At 64.4% G+C, this 22,941-nt stretch carries 21 protein-coding genes; 12 read left to right on the forward strand and 9 right to left on the reverse strand.

Going from position 1 to position 22,941, the window contains the following annotated elements; genetic code table 11:
* The first annotated feature begins 8 nt into the window (after window positions 1-8).
* The 7 genes from FJ978_RS18290 to FJ978_RS18320 all read left to right on the forward strand — a co-directional run bounded on the left by FJ978_RS18290 (window position 9) and on the right by FJ978_RS18320 (window position 5,452).
* Window positions 9-875 carry an SDR family oxidoreductase gene (locus tag FJ978_RS18290; protein WP_140573184.1) on the forward strand — a complete coding sequence of 289 codons (867 nt, stop codon included), beginning with the start codon at window positions 9-11 and terminating at the stop codon, window positions 873-875.
* Between the two features lie 22 nt (window positions 876-897).
* The gene (locus FJ978_RS18295; protein ID WP_013892839.1) at window positions 898-1,089 is read left to right on the forward strand and encodes a twin transmembrane helix small protein; all 192 of its coding nucleotides are present in this window, start codon (window positions 898-900) and stop codon (window positions 1,087-1,089) included.
* 18 nt (window positions 1,090-1,107) lie between these two features.
* Window positions 1,108-1,689 (forward strand): cob(I)yrinic acid a,c-diamide adenosyltransferase, encoded by a 582-nt coding sequence (locus tag FJ978_RS18300; protein ID WP_140573185.1) that lies wholly within the window; start codon window positions 1,108-1,110, stop codon window positions 1,687-1,689.
* A 33-nt stretch (window positions 1,690-1,722) separates the two neighbouring features.
* On the forward strand, window positions 1,723-2,523 hold the full coding sequence (locus FJ978_RS18305; protein ID WP_140573186.1) for a rhomboid family intramembrane serine protease: 801 nt from the start codon (window positions 1,723-1,725) through the stop codon (window positions 2,521-2,523).
* 234 nt (window positions 2,524-2,757) lie between these two features.
* Window positions 2,758-3,507, forward strand: coding sequence for an electron transfer flavoprotein subunit beta/FixA family protein (locus tag FJ978_RS18310; RefSeq protein ID WP_140573187.1), 750 nt, complete (start codon window positions 2,758-2,760; stop codon window positions 3,505-3,507).
* Between the two features lie 20 nt (window positions 3,508-3,527).
* Window positions 3,528-4,457: an electron transfer flavoprotein subunit alpha/FixB family protein gene (locus FJ978_RS18315; RefSeq protein ID WP_013892835.1), complete on the forward strand. Its 930-nt coding sequence runs from the start codon at window positions 3,528-3,530 to the stop codon at window positions 4,455-4,457.
* 116 nt (window positions 4,458-4,573) lie between these two features.
* Window positions 4,574-5,452, forward strand: a complete 879-nt coding sequence (locus tag FJ978_RS18320; protein WP_013892834.1) for a 3-hydroxybutyryl-CoA dehydrogenase — start codon at window positions 4,574-4,576, stop codon at window positions 5,450-5,452.
* A gap of 35 nt (window positions 5,453-5,487) precedes the next feature.
* Here the strand turns inward: FJ978_RS18320 and FJ978_RS18325 are convergent, their stop codons facing one another.
* From FJ978_RS18325 to FJ978_RS18335, 3 genes are all read right to left on the reverse strand, one after another.
* Window positions 5,488-7,467, reverse strand: coding sequence for a PAS domain S-box protein (locus FJ978_RS18325; protein ID WP_246678163.1), 1,980 nt, complete (start codon window positions 7,465-7,467; stop codon window positions 5,488-5,490).
* A gap of 163 nt (window positions 7,468-7,630) precedes the next feature.
* Window positions 7,631-8,269: an NrsF family protein gene (locus FJ978_RS18330; protein ID WP_140573189.1), complete on the reverse strand. Its 639-nt coding sequence runs from the start codon at window positions 8,267-8,269 to the stop codon at window positions 7,631-7,633.
* A 1-nt stretch (window position 8,270) separates the two neighbouring features.
* A complete protein-coding gene (locus FJ978_RS18335; RefSeq protein WP_013892831.1) occupies window positions 8,271-8,822 on the reverse strand; it encodes a sigma-70 family RNA polymerase sigma factor in 552 nt (183 codons plus the stop codon).
* A gap of 318 nt (window positions 8,823-9,140) precedes the next feature.
* Between FJ978_RS18335 and FJ978_RS18340 the strand changes: the two genes are divergently transcribed.
* The 3 genes from FJ978_RS18340 to FJ978_RS18350 all read left to right on the forward strand — a co-directional run bounded on the left by FJ978_RS18340 (window position 9,141) and on the right by FJ978_RS18350 (window position 12,980).
* Window positions 9,141-10,148 (forward strand): iron ABC transporter substrate-binding protein, encoded by a 1,008-nt coding sequence (locus FJ978_RS18340; protein ID WP_041164568.1) that lies wholly within the window; start codon window positions 9,141-9,143, stop codon window positions 10,146-10,148.
* 172 nt (window positions 10,149-10,320) lie between these two features.
* Window positions 10,321-11,901, forward strand: coding sequence for an iron ABC transporter permease (locus tag FJ978_RS18345; RefSeq protein WP_013892829.1), 1,581 nt, complete (start codon window positions 10,321-10,323; stop codon window positions 11,899-11,901).
* Entirely contained in the window at window positions 11,898-12,980 is a 1,083-nt protein-coding gene (locus tag FJ978_RS18350; protein WP_140573190.1) for an ABC transporter ATP-binding protein, read from the forward strand. Before FJ978_RS18345 ends, FJ978_RS18350 begins: the two co-directional genes overlap by 4 nt.
* 29 nt (window positions 12,981-13,009) lie before the next feature.
* Here FJ978_RS18350 and FJ978_RS18355 read toward each other — a convergent pair whose 3' ends face one another.
* The 5 genes from FJ978_RS18355 to FJ978_RS18375 form a co-directional block, all read right to left on the reverse strand.
* On the reverse strand, window positions 13,010-13,840 hold the full coding sequence (locus FJ978_RS18355) for a phosphodiesterase (protein WP_013892827.1): 831 nt from the start codon (window positions 13,838-13,840) through the stop codon (window positions 13,010-13,012).
* 62 nt (window positions 13,841-13,902) lie between these two features.
* On the reverse strand, window positions 13,903-15,003 hold the full coding sequence (gene ugpC, locus FJ978_RS18360; RefSeq protein WP_013892826.1) for a sn-glycerol-3-phosphate ABC transporter ATP-binding protein UgpC: 1,101 nt from the start codon (window positions 15,001-15,003) through the stop codon (window positions 13,903-13,905).
* Between the two features lie 32 nt (window positions 15,004-15,035).
* Window positions 15,036-15,950, reverse strand: a complete 915-nt coding sequence (locus FJ978_RS18365) for an ABC transporter permease subunit (protein ID WP_140573191.1) — start codon at window positions 15,948-15,950, stop codon at window positions 15,036-15,038.
* A gap of 7 nt (window positions 15,951-15,957) precedes the next feature.
* Window positions 15,958-16,842, reverse strand: coding sequence for a sugar ABC transporter permease (locus FJ978_RS18370; RefSeq protein WP_013892824.1), 885 nt, complete (start codon window positions 16,840-16,842; stop codon window positions 15,958-15,960).
* Between the two features lie 141 nt (window positions 16,843-16,983).
* Window positions 16,984-18,336: an extracellular solute-binding protein gene (locus tag FJ978_RS18375; protein WP_013892823.1), complete on the reverse strand. Its 1,353-nt coding sequence runs from the start codon at window positions 18,334-18,336 to the stop codon at window positions 16,984-16,986.
* Between the two features lie 245 nt (window positions 18,337-18,581).
* Between FJ978_RS18375 and FJ978_RS18380 the strand changes: the two genes are divergently transcribed.
* Both FJ978_RS18380 and FJ978_RS18385 read left to right on the forward strand, forming a co-directional pair.
* Entirely contained in the window at window positions 18,582-19,616 is a 1,035-nt protein-coding gene (locus FJ978_RS18380; RefSeq protein ID WP_140573192.1) for an endonuclease/exonuclease/phosphatase family protein, read from the forward strand.
* Between the two features lie 148 nt (window positions 19,617-19,764).
* Window positions 19,765-22,215: an EAL domain-containing protein gene (locus tag FJ978_RS18385; RefSeq protein WP_140573193.1), complete on the forward strand. Its 2,451-nt coding sequence runs from the start codon at window positions 19,765-19,767 to the stop codon at window positions 22,213-22,215.
* Between the two features lie 30 nt (window positions 22,216-22,245).
* Here the strand turns inward: FJ978_RS18385 and FJ978_RS18390 are convergent, their stop codons facing one another.
* Window positions 22,246-22,926 carry a TlpA disulfide reductase family protein gene (locus tag FJ978_RS18390; RefSeq protein WP_140573194.1) on the reverse strand — a complete coding sequence of 227 codons (681 nt, stop codon included), beginning with the start codon at window positions 22,924-22,926 and terminating at the stop codon, window positions 22,246-22,248.
* Between the last annotated feature and the right edge of the window lie 15 nt (window positions 22,927-22,941).

Here is a 22,941-nt window from a genome sequence, read left to right on the forward strand (position 1 = left end):
TGCGGCAAATGGCAACCCTTCGTCAAACCACGAATTCGCCCGCAACAGAGTTGCGCACCATCATCGTCACCGGTGCGTCCTCCGGCATAGGCGCTTATTGCGCACGCGCATTGAAGACCGAGGGCTGGCGGGTGTTCGCGACGGCGCGAAAACCCGAAGACATCGCCGCTATCGAAACCGACGGCATCGAGGCCTTCCATCTCGACTACAGCGATCCGGGTTCGATCGCCGCCCTGGTGACTTCAGTGCTCGAACGCTCCGGCGGAAGGCTGGACGCGCTCTTCAACAACGGCGCCTACGCGCAGGCCGGCGCCGTCGAGGATCTGTCGGTGGCGGCGCTCAAGGAGCAGTTCGAGGTCAACTTCTTCGGCTGGCATGATCTGACCCGCCGTCTGGTACCGGTGATGCGCCGCCAGGGCCATGGCCGCATCGTCCATTGCTCGTCGATCCTTGGCCTGGTGCCGGTGCGCTTTCGCGGCGCCTATTCGGCATCGAAGCATGCGCTCGAGGCCCTGATGCTCTGCCAGCGCCAGGAACTGGAAGGCAGCGGCGTTCATGTTTCGCTGATCGAGCCGGGGCCGGTGAAATCGAAGATCGCCAGCAACGGACTGCCCTGGTTCCTGAAAAACATCGACCTCGAGAATTCCGTGCATCGCGTGGACTACGCGGCACAGTTGGAGCGGCTGCGCGCCGGCGGCAGCCAGTCGGCGCTGAAACCCGGGCCGGAAGTGGTCTACAAGGTTCTACGCCATGCACTTCTGTCGCGGCGCCCGCGTCCGCACTATGTGGTAACAGTGCCGGCCAGGATCGGCGCGGCGCTCAAGCGCTTGCTGCCGGCATCGATGCTCTACCGCCTGATGGCCAAACGCGCCTAACCCGAAACAACTGGAACGCAATATGGCAACCGTCTTCAACATCCTCGCCATTCTGGTCATGGTCGCCGTGGCAATCGTGCTGGTTCGCGGCCTCATCAACATGATGCGCGGCGGTTCCGGCGTCACATCGAACAAGCTGATGCAGGCGCGCGTCATGCTGCAGGCCGTGGCGCTGTTGCTGATCCTGCTGGCGGTGTATTTCACCCGTAAATGACGTCGTTCGGGAGGCGATGTGGTCAAGCTCAACAAGATCTACACCCGCACCGGCGATGACGGCACAACGGGCCTCGGCACTGGCGAAAGGCGGCTGAAATCCGATCTGCGGGTGGATGCCTACGGCACGGTCGACGAAGCCAATGCCTGTATTGGCATGGCGCGCGTGCACACGGCGCGGACCCATCCGGCGATCGATGCCATGCTTTCGCGCATCCAGAATGACTTCTTCGACCTCGGCGCCGACCTTGCGATGCCCGACGACGGCAAGCCGCTCGGCTATGAGCCCTTGCGGATCACCGCCGCGCAGACCGACCGTGTCGAGAAGGATATCGACCTCCTCAACAAGGACCTACAGCCGCTCAAATCCTTCGTGCTGAACGGCGGCACGCCGGCGGCCGCGGCCCTGCATCTCGCCCGCACGGTGGCGCGGCGGGCCGAGCGGCTGATGGTGGCGCTCGCCCAGGATCCGGCGGAACACGTCAATGGCGACGGGCTGAAATACATCAATCGCGTCTCGGATTTCCTGTTTGTCGCCGCCCGCGCGGTCAATGACAACGGAAATGCCGACGTGCTATGGGTTCCCGGCAAGAACCGCTGAACCGATCGAAAAGCGGAAGGGGACCAGACACGCATGTTCATCCCGCTTTACGACACCAACAGGCTGCGCCACATCCGGCTGCAATATGTGACGATCGGCCTGATCGTGGCCAACGCGCTGGTTTATTGCGCCACCGCACTCGGCGGCGAGAACTTCACCAACGCCGCCGTGCTCGGCCTCGGCTTCATCCCGTCCGTCGTCCACAACACGGCGGAGCTCGACCCGCGCTTCATCGTCATCCCGGAAAGCCTGAGCTATCTCACCTACTCCTTCCTGCACGCCGACATCTTCCACCTCGGCGGCAACATGCTGTTCCTGTGGGTGTTCGGCGACAATGTCGAGGACGCGCTCGGCCATATCCGCTACCTGATCTTCTATCTCCTGTGCGCCATCGCCGGGGCCGCCTTCCAGGGGCTGGTCGCATGGGACTCCCAAGTGCCGCTGATCGGCGCGTCCGGCGCCATCGCCGGCGTGGTCGTCGCCTATCTCATCCTTTATCCCAGGGTGAAGGTCTGGGTGCTGGCCTTTGCCCGTATTCCCTTGCGTATTCCGGCCTTCATCCCGCTTGTCCTGTGGGTGCTGTTCCAGATCGTCATGTTCGCCGCCGGTGGCGAGGACCAGGTTTCCTGGGCCTGCCACATCGGCGGCATCATCGCCGGAGCCGTGCTGGTGCTTGTCCTGCGCAGCCGTGGCGTGCCGCTGTTTGCAGGTGCCGACGAGGATATCCCGGCCGCCGCGCCCGAGCCGCCGCCGCTTGCGGCCCAGCCGGCGACGCCCGAGCCGCCCGCCGCAAATACGCGCTGGGGCCGGGGAAACCCTTCCGGCCCCAACTGAACCGATTTGAGCCGCTTGAGGCGTATTGACGTCAAGGATTGCCGCAACTACGGAAACGTCTCCGCCGCAGCCCAAGGCGGCTGAGGAGCAGCCTAGGGCGGGCAAAGAACAGAATTTCCATCCGGCCAGAATTCCGTCTGGCCGGAATTCAGTCAGGAATGTCGGCTTTCGACAACTCAGAAGGGGCGCAGGCTGTTATAGCGCGCCCAACTAGCGTGAAGAGGTGACAGGCAAATGAAGATCCTTGTGCCCGTGAAGCGGGTTGTGGATGCGAATGTGAAGGTTCGCGTGAAGGCTGACGGTTCGGCGGTCGAACTCGCCAACGTCAAGATGGCGATGAACCCGTTCGACGAGATCGCGGTCGAAGAGGCGATCCGGCTGAAGGAAGCCGGCAAGGCCGAAGAGATCATCGTCGTGTCGATCGGACCGCAGCAGGCGCAGGAGACCTTGCGCACCGCACTCGCCATGGGCGCCGACCGCGCCATCCTGGTCAAGACCGACGAGCAGACCGAACCGCTCGGCGTCGCCAAGGTGCTGAAGGGCGTCGTCGAGGCCGAACAACCCGGCCTCGTCATCCTCGGCAAGCAGGCGATCGACGACGATTCGAACCAGACCGGCCAGATGCTGGCCGCGTTGCTCGGCTGGGCGCAGGGCACCTTCGCCTCCAAGATCGTGCTCGACGGCGGCAAGGCCAAGGTGACGCGCGAAGTCGATGGCGGCCTGCAGACGGTGGAACTGAAGATGCCGGCGATCATCACCGCCGACCTTCGCCTCAACCAGCCACGCTATGCTTCGCTGCCCAACATCATGAAGGCCAAGAAGAAGCCGCTCGACGAGAAGAGCCCGGCCGATTACGGCGCCGACGTCAAGCCGCGCCTCAAGGTCATCAAGACCGAGGAGCCCAGCGGCCGCAAGGCGGGCGTCAAGGTCAAGAGCGTCGCCGAACTGGTCGACAAGCTGAAGAACGAAGCCGGCGTGCTCTGAGATCGGAAGGAACAGATAATATGACCATTCTCCTCATCGCCGAACACGACAACGCCACCCTTTCCGACCAGACCGCCAAGGCCCTTTCGGCGGCCCTGCAGATCGGCTCGGACGTGCATGTGCTGGTGGCCGGCAAGGGCGCCAAGGGCGCCGCTGACGCCGCCGCCAAGCTCAAGGGCGTGAGCAAGGTGCTGCTCGCCGAGGCCGACGAACTCGCCGAGCGCCTCGCCGAGCCGACGGCGGCACTGGTCGTGTCGCTGGCTGGCAGCTACGACACCATCATCGCGCCGGCGACCTCGTCGGGCAAGAACGTCGCGCCGCGCGTGGCGGCGCTGCTCGATGTCGCGCAAGTGTCCGAGATCATCGAAGTGGTTTCGCCTGATACCTTCAAGCGCCCGATCTATGCCGGCAACGCCATCCAGACGGTGCAGTCGACCGACGCCAAGAAGGTCATCACCGTGCGCACGGCCTCCTTCCAGGCGGCGCCCGAAGGCGGCTCGGCAGCGGTCGAGACGGTGAAGGCCGCGGCCAACCCCGGTCTGTCCTCCTTTGTCGAAAACAAGCTGTCGGAGACCGACCGCCCGGAACTGACCTCGGCCAAGATCATCATCTCGGGGGGCCGTGCGCTCGGCTCCTCGGAGAAGTTCCAGGAGGTCATCCTGCCGGTCGCCGACAAGCTCGGTGCCGCCGTCGGTGCGTCCCGCGCCGCCGTCGACGCCGGCTATGCGCCGAACGACTGGCAGGTCGGCCAGACCGGCAAGGTCGTCGCCCCCGATCTCTATATCGCGGTCGGCATTTCCGGCGCCATCCAGCACCTTGCCGGCATGAAGGATTCCAAGGTCATCGTCGCCATCAACAAGGACGAGGAGGCGCCGATCTTCCAGGTTGCCGACTACGGTCTCGTCGGCGATCTCTTCGTCGTGCTGCCGGAGTTGCAGAAGGCGCTTTGACGCTCTCTGGCAAAGCGTATTAAATACCAGGGGTGGGGTAGACGAAGTCGCCCCGCCCTTTTAGTTTGCACCGCACAAAAAGCAGGCCACAAAGGCCTTTGGACGGGATCGGTGTAATGAGCAAGATCGAGACGATCGGCATCATCGGCGCAGGCCAGATGGGCGGCGGCATCGCCCATGTCTCCGCGCTGTCGGGCTATAAGGTGCTGATCTACGATATTTCGCCCGACCGCATCGAGAAGGGCATCGCCACCATCAGCGGCAACATGGCCCGCCAGGTGGGGTCCGGCAAGCTCGACGAGAAGCTGCGCAACCAGGCGATGGCGCGCATTGCGTCCGCACCGGCGATGGCCGATCTGGCCGGCGCCGACCTGGTGATCGAGGCGGCCACAGAGGACGAGACGGTCAAGCGCAAGATCTACGCCCAGCTCTGCCCGCAGCTCAATCCCGAAGCCATCCTGGCGACCAACACCTCGTCGATCTCGATCACGCGGCTCGCCGCGCAGACCGACAGGCCGGAACGCTTCATCGGCATACATTTCATGAATCCGGTCCCGCTGATGAAGCTGGTCGAACTGGTGCGCGGCATCGCCACCGAGGACCAGACGTTCGAGGCGGCGAAGACCTATGTGAAGCAGCTCGACAAGACGATCACAGTCTCGGAGGATTTCCCGGCCTTCATCGTCAACCGTATCCTGCTGCCGATGATCAATGAGGCCATCTACACGCTCTATGAAGGTGTCGGCTCGGTCGATGCCATCGACACCGCCATGCGGCTCGGCGCCAACCACCCGATGGGACCGCTGCAGCTGGCCGATTTCATTGGTCTCGACACCTGCCTGTCGATCATGCAGGTGCTGCATGACGGCCTGTCGGACTCGAAATATCGCCCCTGCCCGCTGCTGGTCAAATATGTCGAGGCCGGCTGGCTCGGCCGCAAGACCGGACGCGGCTTCTATGACTATCGCGGCGAGCACCCCGTTCCGACGCGCTGACGCAATTCCAGGAAAAAGTGTGACGCGTCAGCCGTTCAGGATGCCGCGGCGAGCGGCTTGGATGGTTCCGACCTGTCGTCGGTGATCTTGTCGTCCAGCGCCACGGAAACACATCCGCGACCGGCCGCCTTGGCCGCATAGCAAGCGGCGTCGGCCCTTGCGATGATCTCGTCGACTTCGCCGCAATCGGCGCAGATCGCGGTAAGCCCGATGCTTGCGCCGATCGCGTGCGGCCGATCATCCCAAGTGAAATCCAGGCCGGCTATCGCATCGATGATCGAGCGCGCCGCGATCCCGGCGCCAGCGGTCGAAGCCGATTTCAGGATGACGGCGAATTCGTCGCCACCCAGCCGCGCCACGATATCTTCGGGACCGAGCACGCCGCGAACGGCCTCGGCGACCCGCTTCAGCAAGGCGTCTCCGGCGGCGTGACCGCCGGTGTCGTTGACCAGTTTGAAGTGGTCCAGGTCGATGAACATGAACTGATGCCTGCCGCCTCCAGCCGCCGCGGTGTCCTTGCGGGCCTGATCGACAAGTTCCTCCATGGTGCGGATGAAGCTCGAACGATTAGCAAGGCCGGTCAGCGCGTCATGCGCGGCGGCATGGGCAAGCTGCCGCTGCAGGGCGCGCGCATCCGTGAAATCCTGGAAGACGATGACCAGCCCGCAGAATTCGCTGCGCTCGTTGATGATCGGCGACACCACCTGGCGGATGCTGCAGCGCGTGTCGTCGCGCCGGATGAGCACGGCCCGGCTGTTCTGGTCGGAGGGCGCTGCTCCGATCGCCGGCCGGGCCACGCCGATCCTCTGCCCCGTCTCCTCGTCGACCGCCCAATAGACATGGCCGAGCGTCTTGCCGAGCGCCTCGTCGCCGGAAACGCCGGTCAGCTTCTCGGCGACCGGGTTCATGAAGGTGACGCGATTTGCGGCATCGGTGCAGATGACCGCATCGCCGATGGACTGCAGCGTCACCCTGAGCCGTTCCTTCTCGTCGGCCAGCATTGCCGCCGACACCGTCAGGCGCTCTTCGGCCTCCTTGCGCCGGGTGATGTCGGTCAAGCTGCCGATGGCCCTGGTCAGACGCCCGGCCGCGTCGCGTTCGATGGCTTTGCCGCGGTCGAGGATCCACACCCAGTGGCCGTCCTTGTGACGCATCCTGAACTCGGCTTCGAAGAATTCCGTGTTGCCGTCGAGATGCGCCCGATCCGCCGTGGCAACAGCCTCGCGATCGTCGGGATGGATCATCGTCAGCCAATGGTCGGGGTCGCCATCGAGTTCGCCGTCGGCATAGCCGAGCATCTTGACCCAGGTCGAGGAGTATGTCGTGCCGCCCTTGCGCACGTCGAGATCCCAGACACCTTGACCGGCGCCGGCCAGCGCGAAATTCCAACGCGTTTCGGCCTCGGCAATACGCGCCTCGGCCTGCTTGCGCGCGTCGATATCCTCGATCTGCGAGACGAGATAGAGCGGCCGCCCGCTTGTCTCGTCGCGAATGACGGAGCCGGCAAGATGAGCCCAGATGGGTGTGCCGTCCTTCTTGAGGTAGCGCTTCTCGAACTGGAAGGCATGGACGGTGCCCGCCTTCAGGCCGTCCATCGTTTCGCGCCCGATCTGCAGGTCGTCGGGATGCGTGATCTGGAAGAAGGTCAGCGCCTCGATCTCCTCGCGGCTGTAGCCAAGCATGGCCGCGAAGGCCGGATTGGCCTCGATAATGCGCCCGTCCAACCCGACGACCGCGATGCCGATCGCCGAATCCTCCATGGCCCGGCGGAACCGCTGCTCGCTCTCCGCGATCTGCCGCCGGTCGTCGGAGATGCGGCGGATGAACAGGCCGGCGAGGAAAAGCGCGCCGACCGCCACCGCGACCGACACTTGCAGGGAGAGCTTGAGCGCCTCCGCATCGAGGCTCAGCCTCGCGAGCAGGATCGAGGCCGCCACCATGGCAACGCCGGCCACAAGCAGCGCCAGCGCTGCCTGCTTGTAGTATCCCGACCCGATGGTTCCTCGCAATGTCACGATCCGTGCCACCCCCGTGGGCAATCGCTTTTTTCCCATGAAAACCTTGAAGGATCGATTTTAAGGAAAGGTTGCGTCTGGGGTACTGTCGGCATGGGAAACCGGCAAACAATTGCCGGCATGATTAAGGATCGGTATGCATCGGCCGGGACGCGGTATCGTGTTACCAGCGCACGAAAAACCGTCCGCCGAGCGCGCCAAGCAAGGCGAGCGCCGCGATCGCGATCGTATACCAGGTGGCAACGAAAAGCGGCGAATCGTCGAAACAGTGCGCGGCATAGAAGGTCGCGGCCAGCCCCCCGGCGAGCAGGCCCGCGACCGTGCCGGCAAGCACCGGCCGCGTCGGCGCGCCGTAACGCAGCATCCACAGGAAGATCGCCAGCGGGCCGATCCCGATCAGCGGGATGAAGCCCATGCAGATCATCATGTTGGAACCGACCATGCGCGTGCCCCACAGCGCCTCCGGCACCATGAAGAGCTCCAGGCCCACCGCCACGGCCACCAGCAGCGGCGCGGCAATCATCCCGGCCATGGCCCGGCCTGTCGCGGCACCTGGCGTCGACAGGGCGCGGATCAGGGCAAAGGCGCTGATGGCCAGCACGATGGTGAAAACGAATTTGGACAAAAAGCGCACCGTGTGCGCGGCCGCCATGAAGTCGGGACGCGGACCGATCGTGAGCAGGAAAACGACTGCCGCGATGACAATGGCCGCACCGGCGGCCAGCCACCACGCCGAGCGCAACGGCATCGCCATGCTGCCTGCATCGGCGTCCAACGCCTTGATGAGATCGTCAGTCCTCATGTCATTCCCGCCCGAACCGCCCCTGCCCAAATCTCTTGGCTATCGCGGCAAGCCCTCGATGCAGCGACACGCGCACCGCCGTCTCGCTGATGCCGAACTTCGCCGCCGTCTCGCCGATCGAGCGGCCCTCCACGGATATGGCCGAGACCACGGAACGCTGTGCCGGCGGCAGTCCGCCCAAGGCCCGGTTGATGTCGCGTTCGCTGACGGTCTCGGTTTCCGGCTCGGCGAACGTCTCGGCGATGTCGTCGACGTCGATCTCGATGCGCCGCCCGCGCCGCCGGAATGCATCGATCAGCTTGAAGCGGGCGATCGCATAGACCCAGGGCAATACCGGCGCGTCCTGGCGCCAGGTATGCCGTTTCACATGAATGGCCAGCAAGGTTTCCTGCACGACATCCTCGGGATCGACCCCGCCCTGCACGATCTTGCGCCTGACAAAACCGCGCACCAGCGCGGCGATCCGGTGCAGAAAGTCGGCGTAGGCCCTTTCATCTCCCGCGATCGCGGCCCGCAACAGCCGGGAAAGCTCGGCCTCGTCCTTGCCGCTCACAAGAGTTCACTCCCCGATTTTCGCGCTTCGGCACCGATTTGTTACGTGGCCGGCGAAATAATGTCCAAGCCAAACTACGGGCAAGTCACGAAAGTTTGCGGGTCCTGAGGTCCGGCCGCGCAGCGGGTCGCCTTACAGGCATTGTGAGTATGTCGCGCAAAAAGGTCGCCGATCCGGCCCTCCATCACGTGGATTTGTCCCTTTCGTACCGGTCTTTGCGGCTCCAGCGACCGATTGAAGCAGATCACAATGTTGACTACCGATGTCAGGTATATGTAGGTGCAGCGTGCCAAGACCAACGAGATCGAGGATGACGCCATGAAATACACCCTTTGCGCGCTTGCCGGTGCCACCGCGCTTGCAATCGGCCTGGCCGCCGGTCCGGCGATGGCCGAAGATGCCGGCATCATCGTCTACAACGCCCAGCACGAAAGCCTGGCCAAGGAATGGGCCGCAGGGTTCACCAAGGAGACCGGCATCAAGGTCACCTTGCGCAATGGCGGCGACAGCGATTTCTCCAACCAGATCGTCGCCGAAGGCACCGCCTCGCCCGCCGACGTGTTCCTGACGGAGAATTCGCCGGCCATGGTGCTGGTCGAGAATGCCGGCCTGTTCGCGCCAGTCGACGCCGACACGCTGGCCCAGGTCCCGCAGGACTATCAGGCGGCCAGCGGCAAATGGGTGGGTGTAGCCGCGCGCAGCACCGTGTTTGCCTACAACACCACCAAGCTCAAGGCCGACCAGTTGCCCAAATCGCTGCTCGACCTTGCCGACCCGAGCTGGAAGGGCCGTTGGGCGGCGTCGCCCTCGGGCGCCGATTTCCAGGCCATCGTCAGCGCATTGCTGCAGCTCAAGGGCGAGGCCGCCACGGCGGACTGGCTGAAGGCGATGAAGGCGAACTTCACCGCCTATAAGGGCAACAGCACCGTGATGAAGGCGGTCAACGCCGGCGAGATCGAAGGCGGCGTGATCTACCACTATTACTATTTCGGCGATCAGGCCAAGACCGGCGAGAACAGCAAGAACGTCGCGCTGCACTATTTCAAGAACCAGGATCCGGGCGCTTTCGTCTCGGTCTCGGGTGGCGGCGTGCTCGCCTCGAGCAAGCATCCGAAGGAAGCCCAGGCTTTCCTGAAATGGGTGACCGGCAAGGGCGGCCAGGACGTGCTGAAGAACGGAACCTCCTTCGAATACGCGGTCGGCAAGGGCGCGGAGTCCAATCCCAAGCTGGTGCCGCTGGTTGACCTGCAGGCGCCGAAGGTCGACGCCGCGACGCTGAACTCCAAGAAGGTCACCGACCTGATGACGGCAGCCGGCTTGCTTTAGTTGTCGTTCGTCCTAATAAGGGCAACCGACCGTGCTCCCGCGGGACTTTGCCTTCCGCGGGAGCGTTTTGTTTTCGAGATGCATTCGTCCATGACGACACGCTGCGTTCCTGACCGCGACCATGGTCCCATGATTGCCGCCGCCGCGCCGCAACCGAACGGCGCCTGAGCCGATGCAGTCGGCAGTCGATTTCGCGCGCCCGGGCCTGCCGCCGAAGGTGCGCCGAAAGGCGCGGCGACGCGCGGCGCGCTGGCTCGTTGCCGCCGCCATCTTCGTCTCCCTGCTGGCGCTGCTGCCGCTCGCCTTCATCATATGGACCGCGGTGCAAACGGGCTGGGAGACCGTCTCGGCGCTGGTCTTCCGGCCGCGTGTCGGCGAGCTGCTTGTCAACACCGGCCTGCTGGTGCTTTTGGCCGTGCCGATCGCCATCGTCCTGTCGGTGGCGCTCGCCTGGCTGACCGAGCGCAGCGACCTGCCCGGCGCCCGGTTCTGGGCCTGGCTGTGCGTGGCGCCGCTCGCCATTCCCGCTTTCGTGCACAGCTACGCCTGGATCACCATGGTGCCCGGTCTGCACGGCCTTTGGGCCGGCGTGCTGGTGTCCGTGATCGCCTATTTCCCGTTCCTCTATCTGCCGGTGTCGGCGGCGCTGCGCCGGCTCGATCCCGCCCTCGAGGACGCGGCCGCGGCACTTGGCCTTGGACCCTTGCGCGTCTTCCGGCGCGTGGTGTTGCCGCAGCTCAGGCTCGCCATCTGCGGCGGCTCGCTGCTGGTTGGGCTGCATCTGCTGGCCGAATATGGCCTTTATGTCTTCATCCGCTTCGATACCTTCACCACCGCGATCGTCGATCAGTTCCAGTCGACCTTCAATGGGCCGGCCGCCAACATGCTGGCCGGTGTCCTGGTGACATGCTGTTTCGTGCTTCTGGGCCTCGAAGTGCTGGTGCGCGGCGAGGAGCGCTATGCCCGTGTCGGGTCCGGCGCGGCGCGGCATCAGCAACGGACGCGCCTTGGCCATGCCACCATCCCCAGCCTGGCCTTGCTTGCGGTCGTCACGCTGCTGGCGCTCGGCGTGCCGTTCGTGACCATCGGCCGCTGGCTGCTCGCCGGCGGCACCGATGTCTGGCGGCTCGACGAGATCGGATTGGCTCTCGGCCAGACGCTGTTCCTGTCGCTTGCCGGCGCTGTGCTTGCCACCGTCGCCGCCATGCCGATGGCCTGGATATCGATCCGCGCGCCGGGGCCATTGCAGCGCCTGCTCGAAGGTTGCAACTACATCGTCGGCTCGCTGCCGGGTGTGGTCATTGCATTGGCTCTGGTCACCATAACCGTGCGTATCGCCCTGCCGCTCTATCAAACCCTGTTCACCATCCTGGTCGCTTATGCCCTGATGTTCCTGCCACGTGCCCTGGTCAGCCTGCGGGCGTCGATCGCCCAGGCACCGGTCGAGCTCGAGCGCGCCGCGTCCAGCCTCGGCCGGCGTCCGCTCAACGCGCTGTGGTCGACGACGATCCGCCTGTCGGCGCCGGGTGCGGCGGCCGGCATGGCCCTGGTGGCGCTCGGCATCATGAACGAACTGACCGCGACCCAGATGCTGGCGCCGAACGGCACCCGCACGCTCGCGATGGCGTTCTGGTCCTACAGCGGCGAGATCGATTATGCCTCGGCCGCCCCCTACGCCTTCATCATGGTGGCGATGTCGTTGCCGCTGACCTGGCTGCTCTATGTCCAGTCGAAACGGATGGCCGGACGATGAGCTTTCTTGAACTCCGCGATCTGCACAAGCATTACGGCCCGGTCGCCGCGCTGGCCGGCGTCGACCTCAGTGTCGCCAGTGGCAGCCGCACGGCGATCGTCGGACCCTCGGGTTGCGGCAAGACGACATTGCTGCGGCTGATCGCCGGCTTCGAGGCGCCCGACCAGGGCCGCATCGTGCTCGACGGCGAGGTGCTGGCCAATGGCGGCGTTGCCGTTCCGGCACATCGCCGCGGCATCGGCGTGGTGGCGCAGGACGGCGCCCTGTTCCCGCATCTGACCATATCCGACAATATCGGTTTCGGCATGGGCCGTAGCGAGGACAAGCGCGCCGAACGCATCGTCGAGCTCGCCTATATCGTCGGGCTGGACAAGGCGATCCTCAAGCGCCGCCCGCACGAGCTTTCCGGCGGCCAGCAGCAGCGCGTGGCGCTCGCCCGCGCCATGGCGATGAAGCCAAGGCTGATGCTGCTCGACGAGCCGTTCTCGGCGCTCGACACCGGCCTGCGCGCCTCGATGCGCAAGGCGGTGGCTGAACTGCTGGAGGCGGCCGGCATCACCACCATCCTGGTGACGCACGACCAGGCCGAGGCGCTGTCCTTTGCGGCCCAGGTGGCGGTTATGCGTGACGGAAAATTCTCGCAGGTCGGCACGCCGCGCGAGCTCTATCTTCGGCCGAAGGACAGGATGATCGCCGAGTTCCTAGGCGACGCCATCATCCTGCCGGCCAGGATATCGAACGGCTTCGCCAGCTCGCCGCTGGGCCGCATCGCGGTCGACTCCCCGGACAGCCGCGATGTCGCCCGCATCATGCTGCGGCCGGAGCAGATCGCGCTGAAACGGACATCGCGCGAGGGCATGTCGGGCACCCCCGACATGCTTTTCGGCGAGGTGACGGAATCCGAATTCGCCGGCTCGACATGCACGATCGCGGTGCGGCTCCTCAACAATTTCGATCCGCCGGACGCCGCCGCCATCGGCAACACGCCGCTGATCCTGCGCAAATCCGGCATGGACGCACCGGCGGTCGGCGAGATCGTGCGGCTCACCGTGTCGGGCAAGGCGCACGTGTTCGCCTGACCGGCGCCAACACGGATCAAGATGCGGCCTCAGTCCATCTCCGGTGCAATGCCCGGCAAGACGAGCGCGCCGGTCTCGGCTGAATAGATCGGCCACCGCTCGAGAAAATCGCAGCCATGCACGACCACGCGCTGGTTGGCGCTGTCGATGAGGATGACCGCATAGGAGGGCGGCGCCTGCTCGACGGTCTCGCTCGATCGGTCAAGCGCAAGCTCGAACCGGGCGTGCAGGCCGCGCTGCGCCGAGAACGGAATGCCAGCGACCGTGCCGGCGATGTCGCGATGGACATGGCCGAAGAAGATGTGGCGGACATTGCCATGGTCCCGCAGCAGTCCCAGCAGCCGCCCGGGTTGTTCGAGCGCCAGCGGGTCGAGCTGCGGCAGGCCGAGCGCGACCGGCGGATGGTGCAGGAAAATGTAAGCGGGCCTGCCTGCCGATTGTTCGAGCCGGGCTTCCAGCCAGGCAAGCCGCGTTCCGCATAGTTCGCCTTCGACGCGCCCTTCCGCCAGGCAGTCGAGGAACAGCAAGACTTCCTCCCCGCTGTCATGGACCGACTGCACGAAGCCGTTCTCGTCGACCGGAATTTCCGGAAACGCCGCGACGAGATTGACCCTTCTGTCATGGTTGCCCGGCAGCAGCCGCCAGGGCACCGACAGCGTGCTCAGGGCGGTCCTGAGATCGGCATAGCTTTCCGGCGCGCCGGTCTCGGTCAGGTCGCCGGTAAAGACGCAAAGTGCCGCATCGGCGTGATGCGCATTGATGTGCGCGATGCATGAGGCCAGCCGCTGATGCAGGTCCGCGCCGAAGCGGCGCTCGCCTTGCCGGCCAAGATGCACATCCGTGACCTGAATGATTTTCATGATGCTTTCCTGGAGGTGCCGAAGGCCGAGGTCTGTCTCCGGCGATGATAGAGGCTTCGGGATCAGAGCGCCGGTTCGGGAACGGAAGCCTTGAAGACATCGAGGCGGGTTCCCGTCCCCGACGAGAAGAAATGCATGTCATTGGGCGAAAGCATCAGGCCGACGGCACTGCCGGGCTCGGGGTGCACGGCCTCCGACGTCATCACCGAAAACGGCGCGCCGTCGAGATCGACATAGATGACACGCCCGGCGCCCAGCTCCTCGACTAGGTCGACTGTGGCCTTGAGGGAACTCGCCGTGCCCGGCGCCACCAGCCGGACGGCTTCCGGCCGGATGCCCATCGCCACCTTGGTGCCGACCGGCAGGCCGGCGCGGGCCATGGTCAGGCGCCGGCTGCCGTCGAGCAGCGACAACCCGTCGAGTTCGACCGTGCCTTCGAGCATATTCATTGCCGGCGCGCCGACGAAGGTGGCGACGAAGCGGCTGGCTGGACGGGTGTAGATCTCGCCTGGGGTGCCGACCTGCTCGACCCGTCCGCCATTCATCACCACCAGCCGGTCGGCGAGCGTCATCGCCTCGACCTGGTCATGGGTGACGAAAACGGAGGTCGCGTTCAGCCGGCGGTGCAGCTTGCGGATTTCCGAGCGCATCTGCACGCGCAGCTTGGCATCGAGATTGGACAATGGTTCGTCGAACAGGAACACTTTCGGTTCGCGGATCATGGCGCGGCCCATGGCGACGCGCTGCCGCTGGCCGCCGGAAAGCGCCATCGGCTTGCGGTCGAGCAGCTGTTCGAGTTCCAGCGTGCGCGCGACCGCCTGGATGCGCTGGGTACGCTCGGCGGCGGGAACGCCGGCGACCTTGAGCGAATAGCCGATGTTCTGCGCCACGCTCATATGCGGATAGAGCGCGTAGTTCTGAAACACCATGGCGCAGCCGCGCTCGCGCGGCTCCAGTCTGTTGACCACCGTGCCGTCGATCGCGATCTCGCCAGCGGAGATATCCTCCAGCCCGGCGATCATGCGCAGCAGTGTGGACTTGCCGCAGCCCGACGGCCCGAGGATGACGACGAATTCGCCCGACCTGATGTCGAGGTCGACGCCATGCACGACCTGCATCTTGGCGTAGCTCTTTTTCACGTCGCGAATGGTGATGGAGGCCATTGGCTGTCCTTTCCAGGTCACTTTCGTCCAGGTCACTTTTCGGTGGCGATCAGGCCGCGCACGAACCAGCGCTGCATGAGCACCACGACGACCAGCGGCGGCAGCATGATGATCAGCGTTCCAGCCATGGCGATATGCCATTCCGGGGCGCCGCCGACATTGGGGATGAGCTGCTTGAGCTCGGTCACCGCCATTGCATGCGACTGGTCGGTGGTGATGAGCAACGGCCACAGATACTGGTTCCACGCCCACAGGAACATGATGGTGCCAAGTGCGGCCATGTTGTTGCGCGACAGCGGCAGCAGGATATCGATGAAGAAACGCAGCGCCCCGGCGCCGTCCATGCGCGCGGCCTCGGTCAATTCATCCGGCACGGTGAGGAAGAACTGCCGGTAGAGGAATGTGCCGGTGGCGGTGGCGACCAGCGGCAGGATCAGGCCGGGATACGTATTGAGCAGCCCGAAGTTGAGCGAGACCTGCACGCCCGACACCTTCTCGATCAGCCAGCTAATACCGGTTACGTCAAGAATGGCCTGATAGGGCGACAGCACATTGGCGACGACCGCGTATGTCGGCACGATGCGCACCTCCAGCGGCAGCATCAGTGTCACGAAGATCAGCCAGAAGATGAAGGTGCGCCCTGGATAGCGGAAATAGACGATCGAGAAGGCGGTGAGTGCCGAGATGATCACTTTGCCTGATGCCACGCCGGCTGCGACGATGAAGCTGTTCAGAAGTTTAGGGCCGAGATCCGCCGTCGTCCACGCCGTCTTGATGTTAACCCAGAAGTCGCTGCCCGGCAGCAGCGACATCGGGACGTCGTTGACGTCCTTGAGGTTGTGCGACGCAGCGATGGCCACGATCACGAACGGCGCGACACAAAAGACGAAGCCGACGAACAGGATCAAGTGCGTGAAGAAATTGAGGATCGGGGTGCGCTCGACCATCGCTATATCACCTGTAATGCACGCGCCGCTCGATGAAGCGGAACTGGAAGATGGTGAGCACGATGATGAGCAGCATCAGGATGATGCTCTGCGCGGCGGCGCCTGAAAAATCGAGGCCTTTGAAGCCGTCGGAATAGATCTTGTAGACCATCAGATTGGTGGCGTTCGCCGGTCCGCCCGACGTCATGATGTCGACAATGCCGAAGGAATCCTGGAAGCTTTCGGTGATGTTGATGACCAGCAGGAAGAAGATCGTCGGCGTGATCAGCGGGAACTGGATATCCCAGAACCGCCTGATGACACCGGAGCCGTCCATCGCCGCCGCCTCGATCAGCGAACGCGGGATGGCCTGGAACGCGGCCAGGAAGAAAATGAAGTTGTAGCCGACATATTTCCAGGAGAAGGCGACGATGATCGACGCCATGGCATCGGCACCATCGAGACCGGGGTCCCAGAAGCCGGGCCAGACCCGGTTGACGACGGCCATGAAGCCGGCTTCCGGCGCCAGGATGAAGCGGAACGCCAGCGCCAGCGCCGGTGCGGCGATGCCATAGGGCCAGATCAGCACCACGCGGTAAAGACGCGAGCCGGCGAGCTGCCGGTCGGTCAAGGCAGCGAGCACCAGCGCGATGAACATCGCAAGACCGGTGCTGATCCCGGCAAAGACCAGGCTGGCGGTGATCGAGTTCCAATAGTCGGCGTTGGACAGGATCGAGCGGAAATTGTCGAGCCCGACCCAGATATTGCCGCCGCCCCAGGGCTGCTGCAGCGTCAGCGACCAGTATACGGCCTGGCCGGCCGGCCAGTAGAAGAACGTGAAGATCAGCAGAAGTTGCGGCACCGCGAAAAGGATGCCGATTGTCCACCTGCTGAAGGTAACGCGTTTTTCCATCGGTCCGCCGGCGCCGCTTGACAGCTAGCTCTAAGCAAAGGTGAGATTAATAACGAAATGGCCGCCCGTCGACCCAGGCATGATCCCGAAACGGGAGGTCATGCCTGGAAGCGTCCGCGGGCGGCCATGAGTCTGTCGTGATCAGGGCAAGGTCTTGCCCGGATAGGTCTGCTGGAAGCGGTCGAGGATGGCGTCGCCATTCTTGACCAGCGTGTCGAGACCTTCCTGGACACTGACCTTGTTGGCGAAGATCGCTTGCATCTGCGTGCCGAACTCGGCGCGGATCTGGGTGAAGTTGCCCAATCGCACACCGCGGGTGATCTCGGTCGGCTCGGAGGCGGTCAGGCTGGCGATCGCGACTTCACGGCCTTTGTAGGGCGCCTTGTCGTAGAACCCCTGGCCCTTCATGTAATCGAAGCCCGACTTGGTCACCGGGATGTAGCCGGTGTTGGTCGACCAGAACAGCGCCGTCTTCGGATCGTGGATGAAGTTGAGGAACGCCGCCGCGCCCTTGTATTCCGCATCCGACTTGCCCGAGAGAACCCACAGCGAAGCGCCGCCGACGAGTGAATTCTTGCGCTCGGTGCCGGCATAGACCGGCAGTTCGGCGACATCCCAGTTCATACCTTCCTTCTGGGTCCTGCCGACGGTGCCGTGGTCGCCGACCGAGGTCAGGATGACCTGGCAGGTGCCGGAAGCGAAGGCCTGGACCATGTCCTGCCCAAGATCCTTGGACTTGATCTTGATCAGGCCGGCATCATACCACTTCTTGAGATCGGTGACGTATTGGACGAACTTGGTCTTGTTGACTTCGAGACGGGCGTCGAGGCCGTCATAGCCGTTGTTCTTGGTGGCGATCGGCTGGTTATGGATCGCCGAGAACTGCTCCATTAACTGCCAGCTTTCGTTGGCCGAGATATTGATCGCCATCGGGCATTCATAGCCGGCGTCCTTCATGGCCTGAAGGTCGGCGCCGACGTCTTCCCAAGTCTTCGGCGCTTCGGTCTTGCCGATCTTGGCGAAGGCGTCCTTGTTCCAGTACATCAGCGCGGTCGAGGAATTGAACGGGAAGGACAGCATCTCGCCCTTCGACGTTGCGTAGTAGCGCGCGATGCCGGGAAAATAGTCCGCGTAGTCGATCTTGTAGCCATTCTCTTCCATCAGCTTGTCGGCGGGCTTGTAGGCGCCCGACAGCATCATGGTGGCGGTGCCGACATCATAGACCTGGACGACGGTGGGCTGTTTGCCGGCGCGGAAGGCGGCGATGGTGTTCTGCAGCGTGGCGTCGTAATTGCCCTGGCTGGTGCAGACGACTTCATAGTCCTTCTGCGATTCGTTGAAGTTCTTGCACATCGTATCGACGACGCGGGCGAGGTCGCCCGAAAGGCCGAACCAGAAGTCGAACTTCACCGGCTCCGCGAAGGCAGGAACCGCCAGCGCGCTGCCGAGCGCGCCAGCGGCAAGGGCAGCGAGGCCCCGCTTGATGATGGTCATGATTTCTTCCCTCTTGAATGGCTGTTGACAAGGGTCTTGCGCAAATCCTTGCCCGCTCTCTTAGAGAAGGTATGTGACAGTTCTGTTGTGGCCTCTCGGGCCTGTGGACAGCCAGTCTTTCCTCCCCCTCGGCGTTGCCCCGGCATGAAAACGTCACACCGGCGCCCTAGGTAGCTAGGGCGGCTGTCGAGGACGTAAAGACCATCAAAGGCCGTCATGATTAACCGGCTAAAGGGATGATGAAAATGCTGGTGCGGAAGCTGACGCATGTACCCGTCGCCGATAGGCAGGCGATGCGCGACGGCCCCCGCGACAGCGCCACGCATTTGCGGCATGCCGCCGCCATTCCCGCCCTCGGCCAGATCGAGATCGGCGGCACTGCGTCGCGCGGGGACTCCGGCGATGCCTTGAAGGTGGTGGCCTGGAACGTCGAGCGGCTCCGTCATGTCGATGCCATCGCCGCAACGCTCGCCGGACAGGCTCCGGACGTCGTGCTGCTGTCCGAGGTCGACAACGGCATGGCGCGCTCCGGCAATGGCCATCCTCTTGGCGTCCTTGCGGAGCGGCTCGGGCATGCCTTCGCCTTCGGCGTCGAGTTCGTCGAGCTTGGCGGCGGCAACGAGGGCGAGCGTGCGGCAACCGGCGAGGTCGCCAATGCCGAAGGCTTTCATGGCAATGCCCTAACCAGCGCGTTTCCGCTGCTGCGCCCCTTCCTGGTGCGCCTCGACGCCGCCGGCGGCTGGTTCCGGCCCGAGCACGACCAGCCGCGCATCGGCGGGCGCATGGCGATCGGTGGCCAGGTGCGGATCGGCAACCGCAAGGTGACGGTCGTCTCGGTGCATCTGGAAAACCGCACCGATCCCGCCGGCAGGGCCATCCAGACGCGCCATCTCCTCGACGCTATCGACAAATATGATCCGGAAGCGCCGGTGCTGCTCGGCGGCGACTTCAACACACTGACCGCTAGCCATGAGGAACGCCATGACGACCCGCGAGCGTGGATGGCGCGGCTCGCGGCCGAACCCGGGCGCCTTATCCATGTCGAGCGTCACGAACCGCTGTTCGCGGTCCTTGCCGGGCGCGGCTATGATTGGCAGGCCGCCAACAATCTCGACCTGCCGACCCAGCGACGGGAGGCCGGGACGCCGGTCGGCCGCATCGACTGGTTCTTCACGCGCGGCCTCGAGGCCAGCGCCCCTGCCGTTCTCCCCGCGGTGCTGCCGGGCGGCGGCCCGAGCTCGGATCATGAAGCCCTGGCGGTGACCGTTCGCCTGAAATAGCTGGCTTCGGCCAGAATATCCCGTTGCCGCGGCGCGGCTACGCCAAAGAGGCACGCTGTGGTTGCAGGCGTCTTCATAGATCCTTCAACGGCCAAGCATTAATCACTCATATCTCCGGTTTTATTTCCAAGGGGTTGGGGGAAATAAGATGTTGACGGTCTATAATTGTATCGTGAACCAGCACGATCTGAGACTGGTCGCACTCGCCGCGCTGATCTGCGGCATTTCCTGCTTCTCCGCCGTCAACCTACTCCACCACATCAGCCGCTCGACCGACCGGAATCGTCTGGTCTGGCTGATGATCGCGGCGACCTCGACCGGCTTCGGTATCTGGGCAACGCATTTCATCGCCATGCTTGCCTTCACGCCGGGCATACCGAGCGCCTACGATCCGGAGCTCTCTGTGCTCTCGCTCGCTGCCTCGGTCGCACTGACGGCGGCCGGCATGTGGATCGCCACCTTGCGGGACGAGTTCGACCATCATCTCGTCGGCGGCGCTATCCTGGGCGGCGGCATTGCAGCCATGCATTACATCGGCATGGCGGCATTCGAGGTCCAGGGCCGGATAGAATGGAACCTGTTGCTTGTCGCCGCTTCCCTGCTCTCCGGCGTGGCGCTCGCGGCGCTGGCGCTGCGTACCGTTCTGCGCCGCCCCTCTCTGTCGGCAACATCCGTCGGCGCGCTGCTGCTGACGCTGGCGATCTGCATCTTGCATTTCATCGGCATGGGCGCGGTCTCGATCTTTCCCGATTCCTCGATCGTCATATCCGAATACACGATCGAGCCGACCTCGCAGGCTTTCGCGGCCGCTGCCGCCACGCTGGTGATCCTGGTGTTGTCGGCATCGGCGCTGTGGATCGATCTGCGCTTTCGCCGCCAGAAGCTCGAGGTCGACCGCATGCACGGCCTGGCCAACGCCGCCGTGGAAGGCCTGATCGTCTGCGACGGCAACCGCATCGTCAGCGCCAATGACAGCATGGGCAAGCTGACCGGCACGCTGGCCGCAATGCTGAACGGCACGGAGCTGGACGGCCTCTTCGACGAACACACCGTATCCGGCGCGGCCAGCCTGGAGGGCCAGCCGCGGGAGGCGGAGTTGAAAAGCCGCGACGGAACGCGAATTCCCGTCGAGCTGATCGCCCGCAGCATCGATTATTGCGGCAAGCCCCACAATGTCATTGCCGTCCGCGACATCCGCGAACGCAAAAAGGCGGAGCAGGAGATCCTTCGCCTCGCCCATTTCGACCCCTTGACGGGACTTGCCAATCGCCGCTCCTTTTCCGGCCGTCTCGACGCGGAAATCGCGTCCATGAACTGCATCGGGAACACCGGCGCAGGCGTCAAGGGCAGGCATCTTGCGCTCCTGCTGCTCGACCTCGACCGCTTCAAGGAGGTGAACGACCTTTATGGACACGGCGCCGGCGATGCGATGCTGCAGAGGGTGGCAAGCTGCGCTGCCGGCGTTCTGCGTCACGGGCAAATGCTGGCGCGCCTCGGCGGCGACGAATTCGCCATCATCGCCCCCAACCTGCCCGACCCGCAGGCGGCGGGCCGCATCGCGGGCGCAGTGCTCGCCGCCATGCGCGAGGAAAACCGGGCAGCCGTCGGCGGCGGTCTGGTCTCGGCCAGCATCGGCATAGCGATCTATCCACTCGATGCCGATGACCAGACCAGCCTGATCAGCCATGCCGACACGGCACTCTATCGCGCCAAGACCGAAGGCAGGGACACCTATCGCTATTTCGAGGCGTCGATGGGTGCCGAGGCCCGCGACAAGCGTGTGATGGAGCACGAATTGCGCCAGGCCGTGGCGCGTGGCGAATTCTATCTCGTCTATCAGCCGCAGAAGGAGATCAGCAGCGGCAGGATGGTTGGCTTCGAAGCCCTGATCCGCTGGCGCCATCCCGAGCGTGGCGAGGTCTCACCCGCCATATTCATCCCGGTGGCCGAGGACAGCGGCGCCATCGGGCAGATCGGCGACTGGGTGCTCGAGGCTGCCTGCGAGGAGGCCGTCCGCTGGGAAAACCCGCTCATGGTCGCCGTCAACGTCTCCGCCGTACAGCTCCACAATCCCAATTTCAGCCGCAAGGTCCATGAGACCTTGCTGAAGACAGGTCTTGCAGCGACAAGGCTGGAACTCGAGATCACCGAAACCGCACTGGTGAAGGACATGCCGCGCGCCCTGGCAACCCTGCGGCAGGTCAAGGCGCTTGGCGTGCGCGTGGCCATGGACGATTTCGGAACCGGCTATTCCTCCCTCTCCAACCTGCGCGCCTTCCCCTTCGATAAGATCAAGATCGATTCTTCCTTCATCAAGGCGGTGGACACCAACGGCCAGGTCGCGGCGATCGTGCGCGCCGTGCTGGGACTGGGGCGCGGCCTTGGCCTGCCGGTCCTGGCGGAGGGCGTCGAGACGCTTGGCGAGTTGAAGTTCCTGGACGCCGAGGCCTGTGAGATCGGCCAGGGCTATTATCTCGGCAAACCGGCGCCGATCGAGGCATTCGACGACCTGACCGGCCTCGGCAAGCGCGCGTCGCTGCGCGCCGACCGCCAGGGTGGCAGCCTCGTATTGCCTAGGCCAAACGTGCGGACAGCCTAAAGCGACCGCCCGAAGCCGCTCGGTTTGGCGTCACGATCCGAGTGCCGTCTCGACCAGCCGTTTGGCATCAGGACCGGACCACTCGGCCGGCCCGTTCATATGGGCGATCAGGCAGCCTTCGCGGTCGATCAGCATGGTGACGGGAAGGCCGAGCGCCAGGCCGCGCGTCTTGAGGTCGTTGAACAGCGCCATCGTCGAATCGCGATAGTAGCCGAGCGTCTCGACACCTGTGTCCTTGAGGAATTTCTTCGGCTTCACATCGTCGCCTGTATCGACATTGACGGCGACCACCTGAAAGGCATCGCTGCCTTTTTCCTTCTGCAGGGCATCGAGCGCCGGCATTTCGGCACGGCAAGGCGCGCACCATGTCGCCCACAGATTGAGCAGCACCGTCTTGCCGGCATGGTCGGCGATCGTCATCGGCTTGCCGTCCGGCCCGTTGAAGGCGAGGCGCTTCATGGATTGCGGCGGATCGGCCGGCAACAGTGCCGCAACCTCGCCGGTGGCAGCGGCGGCGATCTTCTTGGCGCGGTCGCTCTTGGCGGCGCAGGCGACGTCGTCCTTGCCGTCGTCGGCGGCCACTTGCGGTCCGGCGTTGTTGCCAGACCGGCTCTCGCTGACATATACCGCGACCGCGCCGGCCAGCACTCCCGCCACCAGGGCGGCGAGGATCAGGCGCGGGGCCGGGAAAAATCTGTTTCCGTCTGCCATTTTCTCAAAACTGCT

This window comes from Mesorhizobium sp. B1-1-7, assembly GCF_006442705.1.
Taxonomy (GTDB): Bacteria; Pseudomonadota; Alphaproteobacteria; order Rhizobiales; family Rhizobiaceae; genus Mesorhizobium; species Mesorhizobium opportunistum.

Excerpts from the sequence above, each read along its gene's own strand:
- FJ978_RS18340 (WP_041164568.1), top strand. The coding sequence starts at position 9,141 with ATGAAATACACCCTTTGCGCGCTTGCCGGTGCCACCGCGCTTGCAATC.
- FJ978_RS18370 (WP_013892824.1), bottom strand. The coding sequence starts at position 16,842 with ATGGAAAAACGCGTTACCTTCAGCAGGTGGACAATCGGCATCCTTTTC.
- FJ978_RS18375 (WP_013892823.1), bottom strand. The coding sequence starts at position 18,336 with ATGACCATCATCAAGCGGGGCCTCGCTGCCCTTGCCGCTGGCGCGCTC.
- FJ978_RS18305 (WP_140573186.1), top strand. The coding sequence starts at position 1,723 with ATGTTCATCCCGCTTTACGACACCAACAGGCTGCGCCACATCCGGCTG.
- FJ978_RS18355 (WP_013892827.1), bottom strand. The coding sequence starts at position 13,840 with ATGAAAATCATTCAGGTCACGGATGTGCATCTTGGCCGGCAAGGCGAG.
- FJ978_RS18350 (WP_140573190.1), top strand. The coding sequence starts at position 11,898 with ATGAGCTTTCTTGAACTCCGCGATCTGCACAAGCATTACGGCCCGGTC.
- FJ978_RS18345 (WP_013892829.1), top strand. The coding sequence starts at position 10,321 with ATGCAGTCGGCAGTCGATTTCGCGCGCCCGGGCCTGCCGCCGAAGGTG.
- FJ978_RS18290 (WP_140573184.1), top strand. The coding sequence starts at position 9 with ATGGCAACCCTTCGTCAAACCACGAATTCGCCCGCAACAGAGTTGCGC.
- FJ978_RS18315 (WP_013892835.1), top strand. The coding sequence starts at position 3,528 with ATGACCATTCTCCTCATCGCCGAACACGACAACGCCACCCTTTCCGAC.
- FJ978_RS18330 (WP_140573189.1), bottom strand. The coding sequence starts at position 8,269 with ATGAGGACTGACGATCTCATCAAGGCGTTGGACGCCGATGCAGGCAGC.
- FJ978_RS18390 (WP_140573194.1), bottom strand. The coding sequence starts at position 22,926 with ATGGCAGACGGAAACAGATTTTTCCCGGCCCCGCGCCTGATCCTCGCC.
- FJ978_RS18385 (WP_140573193.1), top strand. The coding sequence starts at position 19,765 with ATGTTGACGGTCTATAATTGTATCGTGAACCAGCACGATCTGAGACTG.
- ugpC (WP_013892826.1), bottom strand. The coding sequence starts at position 15,003 with ATGGCCTCCATCACCATTCGCGACGTGAAAAAGAGCTACGCCAAGATG.
- FJ978_RS18365 (WP_140573191.1), bottom strand. The coding sequence starts at position 15,950 with ATGGTCGAGCGCACCCCGATCCTCAATTTCTTCACGCACTTGATCCTG.
- FJ978_RS18295 (WP_013892839.1), top strand. The coding sequence starts at position 898 with ATGGCAACCGTCTTCAACATCCTCGCCATTCTGGTCATGGTCGCCGTG.
- FJ978_RS18320 (WP_013892834.1), top strand. The coding sequence starts at position 4,574 with ATGAGCAAGATCGAGACGATCGGCATCATCGGCGCAGGCCAGATGGGC.
- FJ978_RS18380 (WP_140573192.1), top strand. The coding sequence starts at position 18,582 with ATGCTGGTGCGGAAGCTGACGCATGTACCCGTCGCCGATAGGCAGGCG.
- FJ978_RS18310 (WP_140573187.1), top strand. The coding sequence starts at position 2,758 with ATGAAGATCCTTGTGCCCGTGAAGCGGGTTGTGGATGCGAATGTGAAG.